General features: G+C 70.2%; 13 protein-coding genes. 4 read left to right on the top strand and 9 right to left on the bottom strand.

Going from position 1 to position 13,604, the window contains the following annotated elements:
* Nucleotides 1–2: 2 nt before the first annotated feature.
* Nucleotides 3–1,160: a YafY family protein gene (locus ABZ845_RS19015; protein WP_360980759.1), complete on the bottom strand. Its 1,158-nt coding sequence runs from the start codon at nt 1,158–1,160 to the stop codon at nt 3–5.
* A 59-nt stretch (nt 1,161–1,219) separates the two neighbouring features.
* Between ABZ845_RS19015 and ABZ845_RS19010 the strand changes: the two genes are divergently transcribed.
* Complete coding sequence (locus tag ABZ845_RS19010) at nt 1,220–1,828, top strand: TIGR03086 family metal-binding protein (RefSeq protein WP_360980756.1); 609 nt, start codon at nt 1,220–1,222, stop codon at nt 1,826–1,828.
* A gap of 67 nt (nt 1,829–1,895) precedes the next feature.
* Here ABZ845_RS19010 and ABZ845_RS19005 read toward each other — a convergent pair whose 3' ends face one another.
* From ABZ845_RS19005 to ABZ845_RS18985, 5 genes are all read right to left on the bottom strand, one after another.
* Nucleotides 1,896–3,434, bottom strand: a complete 1,539-nt coding sequence (locus ABZ845_RS19005; protein WP_360980753.1) for an FAD-binding oxidoreductase — start codon at nt 3,432–3,434, stop codon at nt 1,896–1,898.
* Nucleotides 3,435–3,577: 143 nt separating this feature from the next.
* Complete coding sequence (locus ABZ845_RS19000; RefSeq protein ID WP_360980751.1) at nt 3,578–5,278, bottom strand: tryptophan 7-halogenase; 1,701 nt, start codon at nt 5,276–5,278, stop codon at nt 3,578–3,580.
* Between the two features lie 112 nt (nt 5,279–5,390).
* A complete protein-coding gene (locus ABZ845_RS18995; RefSeq protein WP_360980748.1) occupies nt 5,391–6,866 on the bottom strand; it encodes an FAD-dependent monooxygenase in 1,476 nt (491 codons plus the stop codon).
* A 191-nt stretch (nt 6,867–7,057) separates the two neighbouring features.
* Nucleotides 7,058–7,453: a TIGR03618 family F420-dependent PPOX class oxidoreductase gene (locus ABZ845_RS18990; protein ID WP_360980745.1), complete on the bottom strand. Its 396-nt coding sequence runs from the start codon at nt 7,451–7,453 to the stop codon at nt 7,058–7,060.
* 16 nt (nt 7,454–7,469) lie between these two features.
* Complete coding sequence (locus ABZ845_RS18985) at nt 7,470–8,960, bottom strand: MFS transporter (protein ID WP_360980742.1); 1,491 nt, start codon at nt 8,958–8,960, stop codon at nt 7,470–7,472.
* A gap of 197 nt (nt 8,961–9,157) precedes the next feature.
* Between ABZ845_RS18985 and ABZ845_RS18980 the strand changes: the two genes are divergently transcribed.
* Nucleotides 9,158–9,601, top strand: coding sequence for a helix-turn-helix domain-containing protein (locus ABZ845_RS18980; RefSeq protein WP_360980739.1), 444 nt, complete (start codon nt 9,158–9,160; stop codon nt 9,599–9,601).
* 12 nt (nt 9,602–9,613) lie between these two features.
* Here the strand turns inward: ABZ845_RS18980 and ABZ845_RS18975 are convergent, their stop codons facing one another.
* Genes ABZ845_RS18975 through ABZ845_RS18965 form a run of 3 tightly spaced genes read right to left on the bottom strand, consistent with a single transcriptional unit; the run spans nt 9,614 to nt 12,023 of the window.
* A complete protein-coding gene (locus ABZ845_RS18975) occupies nt 9,614–10,171 on the bottom strand; it encodes a flavin reductase family protein (RefSeq protein WP_360980736.1) in 558 nt (185 codons plus the stop codon).
* Between the two features lie 14 nt (nt 10,172–10,185).
* Entirely contained in the window at nt 10,186–11,580 is a 1,395-nt protein-coding gene (locus ABZ845_RS18970; RefSeq protein ID WP_360980733.1) for a cation:proton antiporter, read from the bottom strand.
* Nucleotides 11,577–12,023: a nuclear transport factor 2 family protein gene (locus ABZ845_RS18965; protein WP_360980731.1), complete on the bottom strand. Its 447-nt coding sequence runs from the start codon at nt 12,021–12,023 to the stop codon at nt 11,577–11,579. Before ABZ845_RS18965 ends, ABZ845_RS18970 begins: the two co-directional genes overlap by 4 nt.
* A 201-nt stretch (nt 12,024–12,224) precedes the next feature.
* Here ABZ845_RS18965 and ABZ845_RS18960 point away from each other — a divergent pair, with 201 nt between their 5' ends.
* The gene (locus ABZ845_RS18960; RefSeq protein ID WP_360980728.1) at nt 12,225–12,914 is read left to right on the top strand and encodes an antibiotic biosynthesis monooxygenase family protein; all 690 of its coding nucleotides are present in this window, start codon (nt 12,225–12,227) and stop codon (nt 12,912–12,914) included.
* A 179-nt stretch (nt 12,915–13,093) separates the two neighbouring features.
* Nucleotides 13,094–13,604, top strand: a 511-nt coding sequence (locus ABZ845_RS18955; protein WP_360980725.1) for an aromatase/cyclase, incomplete at its 3' end; no start/stop codon positions are given.

The raw sequence follows: 13,604 nt of genomic DNA, 5'->3' as shown, positions 1-13,604 counted from the left end.
GATCAGCTCCTCAGCAGTGCACCGGTGTAGGCGTGCGCCGGTGCGTCAGTGGCAGGTTCGAAGCCAGTGGCGGGGTCAAAGCCAGTGGCAAGGTCAAAGTCAGTGGTCGATCGAGCGGTCGGGTGCGCTGTCGAAGCCGTTTCCCCCGTTCCGCGATGGACGCTAGCATCCTTGGAATAGTAGGTACCTAGAAGAAAGTGACTCTCCTCGTGGTACTCGCTGTCGTACGTGGCGGCCAGCGCACGCCCGAGGCGCCCGAGCGACTGCCTGGCCTCGGGCGGGTCGAGCACCTCCACCTGGTCGCCGAGACCGGCCAGCTGCCCCACCAGGGCCTGGAGGGACGGACCCTCGGCGATGAACTCCACCTGGTCACCAGGTAGTTCCGAACCCGTGCGCAGACGTCCGCCGAACAGCCGCCGCAGCAGGGGCAGCGCGTCCCGGCCGGCCCGGGCGCGCACCGTGGACGCCGACATCCGCCGCTCCCTGCGCGCCACCAGCTCCCGCCAGGCGGCGGCCAGTTCGAAGCCCTCGGGGCGGTCCACCGGATCCCCGGTCGGCGTCACCCCTGAGATACGGCTCAGCCGGTAGGCGCGCAGGTCGCCGTCTTGCGTACCGGCGACGAGGTACCAGCGGCCCGCCTTGTCGGCCAGACCGAGCGGATGCACCGTCCGTTCGGCGGCGGGCTGCCCGTCAAGGGTGTAGCACAGGCGGACCTGCTCGCCGTCCAGCACCGCCCGCTCCAGTACGTGCCGGTGCGGACCGCTGTCCTCCTCGGTGCGCGACCAGTCCAGCGGGTCGACCACCACCGCCTTGGCCGCCGCCTCCGCGTGCGGGCGCATCGGGGCGGGCACCGCCCTGGTCAGCTTGCGTAACGCCGAGCGCAGTTCGGGGGAGGCCGAGAGCGGGCCCGCGGCCAGGAACAACGCCCCGATCTCGCGGGAGGTGAAGCCCGTCAGATCGGTGCGCGCACCGCCGACCAGACTCCAGCCGCCGCCGCGCCCCCGCTGGGAGTACACGGGCACCCCGGCGGTGGCCAGGGCCTGCATGTCCCGGCGGGCGGTCCGCTCGGACACCTCCAGCTCCCGCGCCACCTCACGCACCGTCACCCGTCCGCGCGCCTGGATCAGCAGCAGGGCCGCAACCAGCCTGTCAGCCTTCATTTTTCGTCGTTCTCTCTAATAGGCCACAGGATGACCTCTTTGATCGGGATGCTGGGGACATGACTGCGAATGAGAACATCGCCTCTCCCGGACCTGCCGGAAACGACCCCCGCGGTGGCCTGTTCAAGGCCGTGGAACTCGTCGGCACGACCCTCGCCGGGGTGCGCCCCGACCAGTACGACGCCACCACACCCTGCCCCGAGTACTCGGTCCGCGACCTGTCCAACCACCTGGTGTCGGTGCTGCGCCGGCTCACTGTGCTGGGCGCGGGCGGCTCCTTCATGAGCGTTCCGCACCTCGCCGCGGACGTCGCCGACGGAGACTGGGCCACGGTCTGGGCGGAGGCGACGAAGGAGTTCGACGCCGTGTGGTCGGACCCCGCGGTCCTCGGCCGCATGATCCAGCTGCCCTGGGGCCCGGTCCCGGGCGCCGTCGGATCCGTGATCTACACCAATGAGTTCGTGCTCCACACCTGGGACCTGGCCAAGGCCACCGGCCAGTCCCCCGAGTGGGACTCCGAGATGCTCGCGGCGCCGCTGGCCGGCATGAAGCGGGCCGTGCCCGCCGAACCCCGCGGCGGACAGGTGCCGTTCGGGCCCGTGGTCGAGGTTCCCGAGGACGCCCCGGCGATCGACCGGCTCGTGGGCTGGTACGGCCGCCGTCCCTGACGGCCGCCGGGCAAGGGGCCGCCTGCGCTCGGCGCGGCGGCCCCTCGGTGTGTCGACGGCCATGGCGTCAGGCGCCGATGCCCTGGGCGAAGCGGAAGTAGCGGTGCGGGTCGTACTTCGCCTTGACCGCGAGCAGCCGCGGGTAGTTCTCGGCGTAGTACGCCTTGCGCCAGTCGGCCAGCCGCGGGTCCATCCAGTTCTGGTACGTCTCCCCGTTGGACAGCGGGTCGACGACCGAGAAGCCGTTGTCCACCCAGCTCGTCGCGACCGCCTTGGCGTCCGCGGTGACCTGCGCCGGATCGTTGATCAGGACGCGGTAGTTCACCGAGAACAGCGAGTCGCGGTGGACGTAGGCGGTGTCGGTGCGGGCGGGGTCGTTGGCGGCGCCGCCGAAGAAGTGGAAGTCGAGGTAGCGGGCCTGGCCCGCCTTGCGTGAGGCGTCGAAGGCCGTCATCACGTCCGCCCAGCCGCTCGCCGAGTACGGCAGGCTGCCCAGCCGGGTGCGCTCCAGGCCGAAGGCGGGGCGGGTCAGCACCCCGCTCGGGGACTTGCCCTCGCGCTGGCACTGGTCCGCGGTCAGGGTGCTGCAGCCGAAGATCATCATCATGAGCTGCTGATACGTCAGCACCGCGTCCTGGCGGGCACTGGCAGCGCCCGTCAGCGCGAGCAGCCGCGCGGCCTCCGCGTCCCGTTCGGCGGGGGTTCCGTGGGAGGCCAGCATGACGTTGAGCGCCGGCACGGTGCCGGGGGCCGCGTCGGGCTGGACGAGGTAGGCGCCGCCGCCGATGGTGCGAGGGGCGTCCACCAGCCACTGGTTTACCCCGTGGAACACGTCGGCCGCACGGTCGTAGGGGAAGATCAGGTTGGTGATGGCCATCTGGTCGCCCGTGTGCGGGGTGACCGTGTAGCGGGTGACGATGCCGAAGTTGCCGCCGCCCCCACCGCGCAGCGCCCAGAACAGGTCGCAGTTGGAGTTCGCCGAGGCGGTGACCACCCGGCCGTCGGCCAGCACGACCTCCGCGGAGGTGAGCGCGTCGCAGGCCATGCCGAGCGGGCGGGTGAGGAAGCCGAAGCCGCCGCCCTGGATGAAGCCGCCCGCCGACACGGTCGGGCAGCCGCCCTCGCTGACCACGAGCCCGTGCGGCGCGAGCGCGTTCAGGATCTCCACGTTCTTGGCGCCCGGACCTATGTCCACGGTGCCGTCGCCCACGGTCACGGCGTTGAGCCGGGAGACGTCGATGACCAGGCCGGAGGTGGTGGAGTAGCCGGCGTAGCTGTGGCCGCCGCTGCGCACCGCCATGCGTACGCCGTTGTCCTGGGCGAAGCGCAGGGCCGTGGCGACATCGGCGGAGCTGGTGCAGTAGGCGATGGCGCGCGGGTCGGCGGAGTCGAACTGGCCGAGCTCCAGCTGCTTGGCCACGTCGTAGCCCGCGTCGCTGGGCTGCACCAGCTGCCCCTGGAGACTGCCGGCCAGCCTGCTCCAGGGAACGTTCGCCGCCGCGGCCGAGGCGTCGGCCGAGGTGTCGGCCGCGACGGGGGTGGTGCGCATGACGGCCGCGCCGACGGCCGCGGTGCCTGCGCCGATCAGGGTTCTGCGAGTAATCACGGTTGTCCCAGGGTCAGGAGGTGGTGGGTGGAACCGGGCGGAACGGGGACTGAGCGGAAACGGGACCGAGCGGGAAGGCACGGTGCCGGGCCCGGAGGGGCGGGCCCGGCACCGTGTCCGGGAGGAGAGGAAGGGAGCGCGGGCTAGGACACCTTGCGGCCCTGCAGGCCCTGCTTGACCGCGCCTTTGAGGAAGGCCCGGCCCAGGTCGCGCATCTCCTTGGGGCCTGTGGTGTTGGCCCACAACATGAACTTCATCATCGTGGGGGTCGTGGCCCGGTAGAAGCGGTGGTCCTCGTCGTCCTTCCAGCCGAAGGGCGTGTTCACGGACTCGCAGTCACGGATGGCGTCGAAGACGATGTCCGCGGCCTTGTCGCCGTCGATCTCGCCCGCCTCGTAGCGCTCGCAGGTCTCCGCGGTGAGCTCGAAGAGGTGCTTGAAGCTGTGGCTGTCGGGCCACCACAGGCCCGGGTAGGGGGCGTTCTCCATCTCCTTGAAGTGGCGGTCGTCCCCGTCGATCTGGAAGTTCTGCCGGGCCATGATCTGCCGCATGGTGGCCGGGGTGGTGAAGCAGGCCCAGACCCTGAACACCGCGTTCCACAGCCGGAAGTGGCTGAAGGCGATGTACGAGCTGTTGACGATCTTGTCGTTGTGGTCCAGCAGGCCCTGCTCCAGCTGCTCGACGTAGGAGAAGCGCTCCTCGGAGAAGTCGTTCTCGCGCAGTGCGTCCAGCAGCCGCCAGGCCAGCGCGTCCACGACCTCGAAGGTGTTGGACAGCCCGCGGGAGTACAGCGGGTCGACGAATCCCGCGGCGTGCGACATCAGGCACCAGCGGGCGCCGACGGTGCGCTTGGAGGAGTACTGGATACGGTCGGTCGACACCCACTCGCGGACGCGCTTGGCGCCCTCGAACTGGCGTTTCACGGCCGGGTACATGTCGAGGTACTTGTTGAACTCCTCGTCCGGCGTCATGTCCTTCGGCTTGGGGTACAGCCGCTCGTCGAAGGTGAGGCCGACGCTGCAGACCGGGTTCCTGGAGTCCTTGTAGTTGTCGAAGGGGATGATCCAGAACCAGCCGCGCTCGATGCAGTGGTGCAGGGTGCCGCCGTGGAAGGGCGACTCGGCCGGGGGCTTGAGCGCCTCCGGGTAGTTGCACACCTCGTCGTACGGCTTGATGCCGACGTAGTGCGTGAACAGCGAGCGCGCGTGGTGCTTGAGCCGCGACGGGCTCTCCCGCAGGTCGAACTTCTGGGCGAGCGGGGAGCGGAAGCCGCTGGCGTCGATCAGGTACTTGCCGCGGAACACCTCGCCGTTCTTGCCGGTGACCGTGACGCCGTCGTCGTCGAAGTCGAGGTCGGTCGCGAACCAGTTCTGGCGCAGCGTGCACCCGTACTTGGCGGCGACGTTCAGGTAGTACGAGTCGGTGTCCTGGCGGTAGAGGTGGATGGCCTCCGTGAGCATCTTCGGGATGACGAACATCGTCGCCTCCCTCGGGTCCGGCTCGCGACCCGGCCGGTGGGTGACGAAGCCGAAGCTCTGCTTGCGGCCGTGGTGCGGTCCCATGTGCTCGGTGATCGCCTTGACGTCCAGCATGTGCTTGATCTCGGGGACGTCGTAGCGGACCGCCAGGATGTGCAGCCACTCCACGAGCTGCGGGTTCTGGGACTCGCCGACCGCGAACCGCGGGTGCTGGCCGGCGTCTATGAGCACCACGTCGACGCCCTGGCGGGCCAGGATCGATCCCATGATCGAGCCGGCGAGGCCCGATCCGAGGATGACGACGTCGCATTCGGTCCGTTCAGCGGCCTTGGGGGCCTCTTTCACTGCCTCAGCCTTGGTGGACAAGACCGCGCTCCTTTGAGTTCGGACGGGCTTTCGGACGGGCGGGCAGGTCCGGTGCGCCCGCCTTTCTTCGGAGGGGTGGGTGGTGCCGGTGCCGGTGCCGGAGATCCGGCGGTCAGCGGTCCTGACGCGGGGCGCCGAACCACTGGGCGAGGGCCTCGGCCACACCGGTGGGGGAGCCGTCGGGGCTCACCCAGGCGACATAGCCGTCGGGGCGGACCAGGAGGGAGGCCGCGGGGGCGTCCTGGTCGGCGCGGCGGGCGGTGACGATGTCGACGCGGTCCGCCCAGTCGGCCGCCGCGGCACGCAGTGCGGCGTTGTCGTGCAGGTCGAGCAGGACGGGACGGCCGGTGTGGAGCAGTTCGTACGTCGTGGTCTTCGCGTCGCCGGCGACGAGCTCCTGGTCGGGCAGCCGGTGGCCGAGCAGGGGGTGGTCTCCGGGGGCGGCACCGTAGGTGATGTCGAGGCCGGTGACCAGGCCGACCAGGTGCAGCCGCACCTCCTCGATCCGCACCAGTTCGCTGAACAGGTCGCGCAGCGGCTGGGCCTCGGGGCCGCCGAGGTACAGCGTGCGCTGGACGAGGGTGTTCCACACGATGCGGGCGCCGACCGGGTGGCGTTCGGTGTGGTAGGTGTCCAGCAGGCCCTCGGGTGCGTGGCCCTGGATCGTGGCGGCGAGCTTCCAGCCGAGGTTGACCACGTCGCCGACGCCCGCGCTGATGCCCTGCGCGCCGATCGGCAGGTGGATGTGGGCGGCGTCGCCTGCGAGGAAGACCCGGCCCGCGCGGTAGGAGGCGGCCTGGCGGCTGGCGTCGGTGAAGTAGCTGGTCCACAGCGGTGTGGCGCCGGAGATGTCCTCGCCGGTCACGCGCTGGAAGGCGGACGCGACCTCCTCGAAGGTGGGCGGCTCCTGGGTGGGGCGGACCCCGGCGCCGCGTTCGAAGACCACGACGCGGGTGGCGCCCGGGCCGAGCGGCAGCACGACCACCATGCCGGACTCGCCGACCTCGCCGGTCGGGCGCAGCCGCAGCTGGACCCCGCTGACGTCGGCCATCTTCATCTCGATGGTGGCGCTGACCCCGGGGAAGTCGATGCCGGCCAGGCGGCGCACGGTGCTGCGCGCGCCGTCGCAGCCGACCAGGTAGGCGGCGCGCAGGGTGCGGATGCCGTCGGGCTCGGCGACCTCGACCCGCACACCGTTCTCGTCCTGGGACATGCCCACGAGCTCATGGCCGCGGCGTATGTCGGCGCCCAGACCCAGGGCCCACTTGTCGATGATGGCCTCGGTCCGCGACTGAGGGACACCGCGGACACCGAAATTGCCGCCCTCGATGATTTGGTAGTCGATGGGCAGTCCGCCGAAATGACCGATCGGAATCGTCTCCATTTCGCCGAATTCCGAGAGCAGCCCGCGCTGCCCGAATTCCTCGATGGTGCGGGCCGAGAATCCGAGGGCGCGTGACTGCTGCATCGGCTCGGCGAGCCGGTCGAGTACGATGACGGAAATACCGTGGAGGCGGAGTTCTCCGGCGAGCATAAGCCCCGAGGGGCCCGCCCCGGAAATAATCACATCGGCGTCGAACGTGTCCATATTCCCTCTCCCGCTGGTGTTTCTCTCATTATTCCGAGGGGCTGGGGGATACTGAATGGCCGCGAATACAGGACTCTGACAAGTTCGTCAATGCTTGGGTGGCTGCGGCAGGCGCAGTGCAAAGAGGGTGCCGGAAGCGTTCCGGCACCCTCTTTGCGGACGGCCTCGGCACATGGCCTGGGCCGCCGGGCTCAGTACAGGCCCATGGCCCGTTCGACGCTGATCTCGATGACGGCGAGACCGGGCGGCTGGGGCGGCTGGGACCAGTACCGCTTGGCGTAGCGGCGGATTCCCTCCACCACCCGGGCCGGGTCGGTGGAGACGGCCGCCGGTCCCTCCAGGGTGATCCAGCGGCCGCCGGCCACCTGGCAGACGGCGGCCCGTGCGCCGCTCCCGGCCAGCAGGTTGCGCGCCTTGCGGCGCGTCACCGTGGTCATCACCCGGGCAAGACCCGACTCGCCGTCCCAGGTGAAGCGGACGGGCGCGACGTGCGGTGAACCGTCCGGGCGCAGGGTGGTCAGGGTGCACAGGTGGTTCTCGGCGAGGAAGTCCTCGGCCGCGGAGGACAGGAGCAGCGGCTGGGTCATGACCGGATCCGTTCTCTTACGCGTCCGCCGGGGCGGCCGCGGGCTGCTCGGCGGGCTTGGTCATCGGCAGCAGGATCAGGGTGACCAGGAAGGCCGCCGCGGCGAACAGACCGCCGGTGAGGAAGGCGTCGTGGAACACCTTGGTGCGGGCGATCGGGACCAGGTGCGGGTCACCGTGCGCCCAGGCGGTGAGCTCCGGGATGCGGCGGAAGGCGTAGGTGGCCGCGACGGCGAGGCCGAGAGCGCCGCCCATCTCCTGTGCGGTGTTGATGAGACCGGCCGCGAGTCCCTGCTCCCGCTCCTCGCTGCCCGCGAACGCGGACACCTGCACGGGCACGAACGAGGCGCCGAGGCCGAGGCCCATCAGAGCGAAGGCGGGCAGCACCTCGGTGAGGTAGGAGGCGTCGTGCGGGGCTTGCCACAGCAGCAGCATGCCGGCCGTGGCGAGCGCGAGGCCGACCATCAGCACCGGCTTGGCGGCGACCTTGGTGACGACCTGGGAGGCGACACCGGCGCCCACGGCCGTGAGCACGGCCAGCGGCACATAGGCGAAGCCGGTCTTCACCGCGGAGTAGCCCAGCACCTGCTGCATGAAGAGGCTGGCGAAGAAGAACAGGGTGACGCAGGTGCCCAGCAGCAGCACGGCGATGACGTTCGCGGCCCGCAGCGAGGGGCGGCGGAAGATACCGAGCGGGATCAGCGGGTTCTTGGCGCGGCGCTCGATCAGGATGAACGAGGCGAACAGCACGGCGGCCAGGGCGAAGCCCCCGTAGACCCGGAAGGCGGGGATGTCGCCGTCGGAGACGGTCTCGCCGAGGCTGAAGATCAGCAGGACGAGGCCCGCGGTGAGGACGATGGCACCGGCGACGTCGAAGGAGCGGCGCTCCTCGGCGGCGCGGGACTCGGCGACGACGAGCGGGGCGGTCAGCGCGAGGACCAGGCCGATCGGGACGTTGATGAAGAAGATCCAGCGCCAGCCGGGTCCGTCGGTGAGCAGACCGCCGAGGGTGACACCGGCGACGGCGGCGAGACCGCTGAGCGCGCCCCAGGCACCGAGCGCCTTGTTGCGGGCGGCGCCCTCCTCGAAGTTGTTGGTCAGCAGGCTGAGCGCGGCGGTGGCGATGAAGGCCGCGCCCAGGCCCTGGGCGCCACGGGTGACGATCAGCATGGTCGCGCTCTGGGCCACACCGGCGACCAGGGACGACAGGGCGAACAGGACCAGGCCGGTCTGGAGCATCCGGCGACGGCCGAAGGAGTCGGCGAGCCGGCCGGTCAGCAGCAGGAAGCCGCCCAGGATCATGCCGTAGGTGGTGACCACGTACTGCAGGGCGGTCTGGGAGATGCCGAGTTCGTTCTCGATCGTCGGCAGGGCGACGTTCACGATCGAGACATCGAGGAAGGTCATGAAGCCGGCCAGGCACAGGAAGGCCAGGATGAGCCCGGGCCGCTTGGGGGCGGCCGACGGTGTGCCGGCCGCCTGGCTCTGCAGGGACTCTTGGATGGACATGCCACTCCTATGAGCACGAGGTGGGAGAAGAGGGGTGGAACGGGATGGAGCGGATCAGCAGGTGGAGCGGATCGGCGGGTGGAGCGGATGGAACGGGTGGAGCGGATCGAACCGTTCGTGCTGGCTTTCTGGAAGCTAGCATCCTGGGTAAAGTAGGTACCTAGAGGAAAGTGACTATCGGGAAGGGGAGCGCGCTGATGACGAGTGCTGTGGAGACGGACAGGAAACCGGCCTCGGAGGGGGGTCCGGCGCCCGCTCACACGGCGGGTGCCGAGCAGGCGTGCCCGATCGCGCCCGTCCTGGACATCGTGTTCAGCCGCTGGACGACGCCGATCCTGTGGACCCTCAACGAGTTCGGCAGGCAGCGCTTCGTCGAGCTGCACCGCAACATCGGCACCATCACGGCCAAGGTGCTGACGCAGCGTCTGCGCCAGCTGGAGCGGGACGGTCTGGTGGTCCGCACGTACTACCCCGAGGTGCCGCCAAGGGTGGAGTACGAGATCAGCGAGCTGGGCCGCAGCCTGGCGCCGATCTTCGCCCAGCTCTCCGAGTGGTCGCTGGGGCACCTTCCCCTGGTGGAGGAGGCCCGCCAGGCGTTCGACGCCGCGGAGGACCAGGCCGCCGCCGGCCGCCGGGCCTGACGCCACGTCGCGTCAGCCACGGCGGCCGGCCCGGCCCTCGCCGAGTTCGCGCATGGCGCCCTGGAAGAAGATCAGAGGGTGCTCCTCGCTCTCCGGGGTGCCCAGCCCGACGACCTCGCCGAGCAGGATGCTGTGGTCCCCGCCGTCGTACTCGGCGGACAGCCGGCACTCCAGATGGGCCAGGGCCTCGCTGAGCACCGGCAGGCCATGGGCGGAGCGGTGGTGCGGTATCTCCTCCAGGCGCGCGGTCTGCCGGCCGGAGAACGCCCAGGCGACGGACTCCTGTTGCTTCGTCAGGAAGTTCACGACGAACCCGCGCGCGTCCTGCACCACCGGCAGCAGCCGGGATTTCTCATGCAGGCAGATCAGCACCAGGGGCGGCTCGAGGGAGACCGAGGTGAAGGAGTTCACCGTGGTGCCCGCGTCCTCCACGCCGTTGCCTGAGGTGATGACGGTGACCCCGGTGGCGAAGTAACCGCACGCGGTGCGCAGGGCGCGTCCGTCTATCGGGGTGTGCCGTACGTCCATGGGTGTGTGCCGGCTGCGGCCGGCCTGTGATGTGGGGAGCACGAGGGCCCTCCTGGTCAGGTGCCCGGCCGGGCGGCGCCGGCGACGGGTCCGGTGGTCTGCGTGGTCGGCTCGGTGCCTGGTCCGGTGGTCCCCGTGGCCGCCTCGGTGCCGGGTCCGGCGGTCTGCTCGGCCGAGTCGGCGCCGGACGTGCCGTCGGCGGCCGGTGTGCGCGGGGACAGCAGCGGGCCCGCCATCGCCGTGGTGACCAGCGCCATGATCACCAGCATGGTGAACATGCGGCCGTCGAGGACGCCCAGGCTGACCGCGGCGTTGAGGATGATCAGCTCGGTCAGGCCCCGGGTGTTCATCAGCAGCCCCAGGTCCTTGGCCTCACGCCAGCTCAGCCCCGACAGACGGGCGGGCAGGATGGCGCCGACCAGCTTTCCGGCGCAGGCGACGACGACGATCGCGCCGAGGGCCAGGTAGTCGCCGCCGGTGAGCGAACCGAGGTCCACCCCGAGCCCGGTGATGATGAAGAAGACCGGCAGCAGCACGATGCTGACGTTGTCCAGGGGCTTGCGCACATGCTGGGCCAGCACCAGGGCCGGCTCCCGGGGCATGACGAACCCGAAGAGGAACGCGCCGAAGATGGCGTGGATGCCGATCCACGTGGTCAGCCAGGCCGAGGCCAGGGCGCCCGCGCACAGCACGGACAGCAGCGCGGACCAGCGCTCCGCGGCGGCCCACCGCCACATCAGCCTGGCCACCAGCGGCCGTACGACCAGGAACATCCCGGCGACGTAGAGCGCGCTCAGGGCGCCGATACGGGCGAGGTCGGAGTAGTCGCCGTGCGAGCTGACCAGGGCCGACACATAGGCCAGCAGACACCAGGCGAGCAGGTCGTCGATGGCGGCGCTGGCCAGGGACAGCGAGCCGAGACGGCTGCCGACCAGCTTGTGCTCGCTCAGGATCCGGGCCAGTACCGGGAAGGCGGTCACCGACATCGCGGTGCCCAGGAAGGTGGCGAACGCCGAGAACGGGATCTCGTGGCCGCCGACGGAGGAGTGGTGGGGGTAGAGGACGACGGCGAGGGCGATGCCGAGGCCGAAGGCCACCGCGATCGAGGACAGGGAGACACTCGCGGCGAGCCGGGCGTGCGGACGGACCAGCCGCTTCTCGAACTCCCAGCCGACCACGAACATGAACAGGACGAGACCGACCTGCGAGACCGCGGACAGCAGTGTCCTGACCTCGGCGGGGAAGATTCGCGTCGTCAGGTGGCCCGGCAGCAGGCCGAGGACGCTGGGTCCGAGCAGGATGCCCGCGAGGATCTCGCCGACCACGGCGGGCTGCTTCAGACGCTGGGCGAGTCTGCCGAGCCCGGCGCCGACGAGGAGCACCAGACCGATGTCGGCGAACATCACCGCCAGGTTCATGTCCTGCGGCGAGACCACGGCGAGCGTTGTCATGAGGTTTCCCCGGGCCGGGGCGGCGTGCCGCGGGTCCACAGAACGCGGAAGGTGAGGGACGACAGCCGCCAGCCCTCGCCGGTGCGCCTGGCCTCGCCGGTGGCGAGGGTGCCGGCCTGGAAGAGCGGGTCACCGGCCGTGCCGGGGTGGTGGACGTGCGTGGAGACGAGGTTGGCGCGCAGCACGGCGCGCTCGCCGTCCGCGTCGAGGTCGATGACGGCCGGTGAGCCCAGGTGCTGGGTGGTGGCAAAGGCGGACAGCGCCTCGCGGTGGTAGTCGGCGAGCCCGTCGAGGCCGTCGTGCCCGCTCATGGGGAACTCGACCCGGGCGTCCTTGGTGAACAGGGCCCGCGCCCAGGCGTCGTTGATTTCGTCGTCGTCGAGACCGACGAGATAACGATCCAGCAGGGCGCTTATCTCAAGTGGTTCCGGTACTGGATGCATTCCTTGAGCATGCGTTCGCTCGGGCTCCTGCCCATAGGCGCTTTTCACATCCCTGACAAAGTTTGCGGGAGGCTCTGACGCGCCCCTCGAATCCTTGTCGAACGCGCCATAAGTCATGAACAGCGGGGGTCTTCATATCGCCGTATCCCGGGGCCATGATCCTTGGGTATCGCACTTTCCCTCAATGGAAGAGACGACGAAATGCCGAAGATCGCAGCCGACGGCGAGCACCTGACCGTCCTCAACCTGTTCACGACCGACGCCCCCGAGAAGCAGGAAAAGCTGCTGGGGGCCATGCGCGAGATCGTCGACGCCGCGGCCTACGAGGGCTGGATCTCCAGCACCGTGCACGCCGGACAGGACAAGCCGGGCACCGCCAACTTCATCCAGTGGCGCAGCACCGAGGACCTCGAGGCCCGCTACGCCGGCGAGGAGTTCAAGCACCGCACGCTCCCGCTGTTCGGCGAGATCACCACCTCCATCCGGCTGCTGCAGAACGAGATCGCGTTCACCCAGCACAAGGACGCCGATGGCACCGAGATCTCGCCAAAGCGCGACGACTACACCTCCATCGAGCTCTTCGGCGTCCAGGAGGCGGACCAGGAGGACCTGATCGACGCGCTCGGCGCCTCCCAGGAGTGGCTGCTGGACGTCCCCGGCTACCGCACCCACACCGTCCTGCGCGGACTGCGCGCCCGCGGCATCGAGGGCAAGTTCGTCGTCGTCTACTCCCAGTGGGACAGCAAGGAGGCGTACGACGCCTTCCGCGGCCTGCCGGAGTCCGAGCGCAGCGAGGAGCGCCGCAAGGTGGACGCCCGCGTCGCCGCCCTGGGGACCTGGCAGGACGAGAACACCTACCGCGTGGTGCACACGCGGGCCGCGGGCGAGTGAACTCCCGGCGGACATGACGACACCCGCGCGGTGACGCCCGCGCGGTCGGACGGTCGGTCCCCCCACGTACAAGACGGCCGCTGCCGGGATTCCCCCACCGGCAGCGGCTCTTTTGTCCCATTTTTCTGGGTTCTTCAGCGCTCTCCAGCGCTTTCCAGCAGGACTAGGAGACAGCAGACATGCGAGATTCCGGGATGCGCCAGGTCGCGCACGAGACAGAGGTCAAGGCCCCGGCGGACACGGTCCACCGGTTGCTCGCGGAGGTGGACAACTGGCCGCGCGTCTTCGGCTCCGTCATCGCGGTGGAGCACGAGGAGGCCCCCGAGGGCGAGCAGCGGCTGCGGATCCGGTACGTCGAGGGGGACGTGCCGCGCAGCCGGCCGCTGCGCCGGATCGTGGAACCGGCCGCGCTGCGCATCAACTTCCAGGAACTGGTGACCGAGCCGCCCCTCGCCGGTCTGGGCGGCGCCTGGGTGGTCGAGCCGCTCGGCGAGGAATCCTCCCGGGTGCGGCTGCTGCACGAGTACCGGGTGGTGGGCGACGACCCCGGGGCGCTGGACCGCATCGGGGAGTGGGTGGACGCGAGCAGCCGCAGGGAGCTGGCGGCGCTGAAGGAGAACGTGGAGTTCGCGCACGCCGCGGCCGAGCGGACCTTCTCCTTCGAGGACACCGTCCGCATCGACGGCGCCG

The organism is Streptomyces sp. NPDC047022, from assembly GCF_040644155.1.
Classification (GTDB): domain Bacteria; phylum Actinomycetota; class Actinomycetes; order Streptomycetales; family Streptomycetaceae; genus Streptomyces.
The sequence above is the reverse complement of the archived record's forward strand: the minus strand, read 5'-3'. Positions and strand labels throughout refer to the sequence as shown.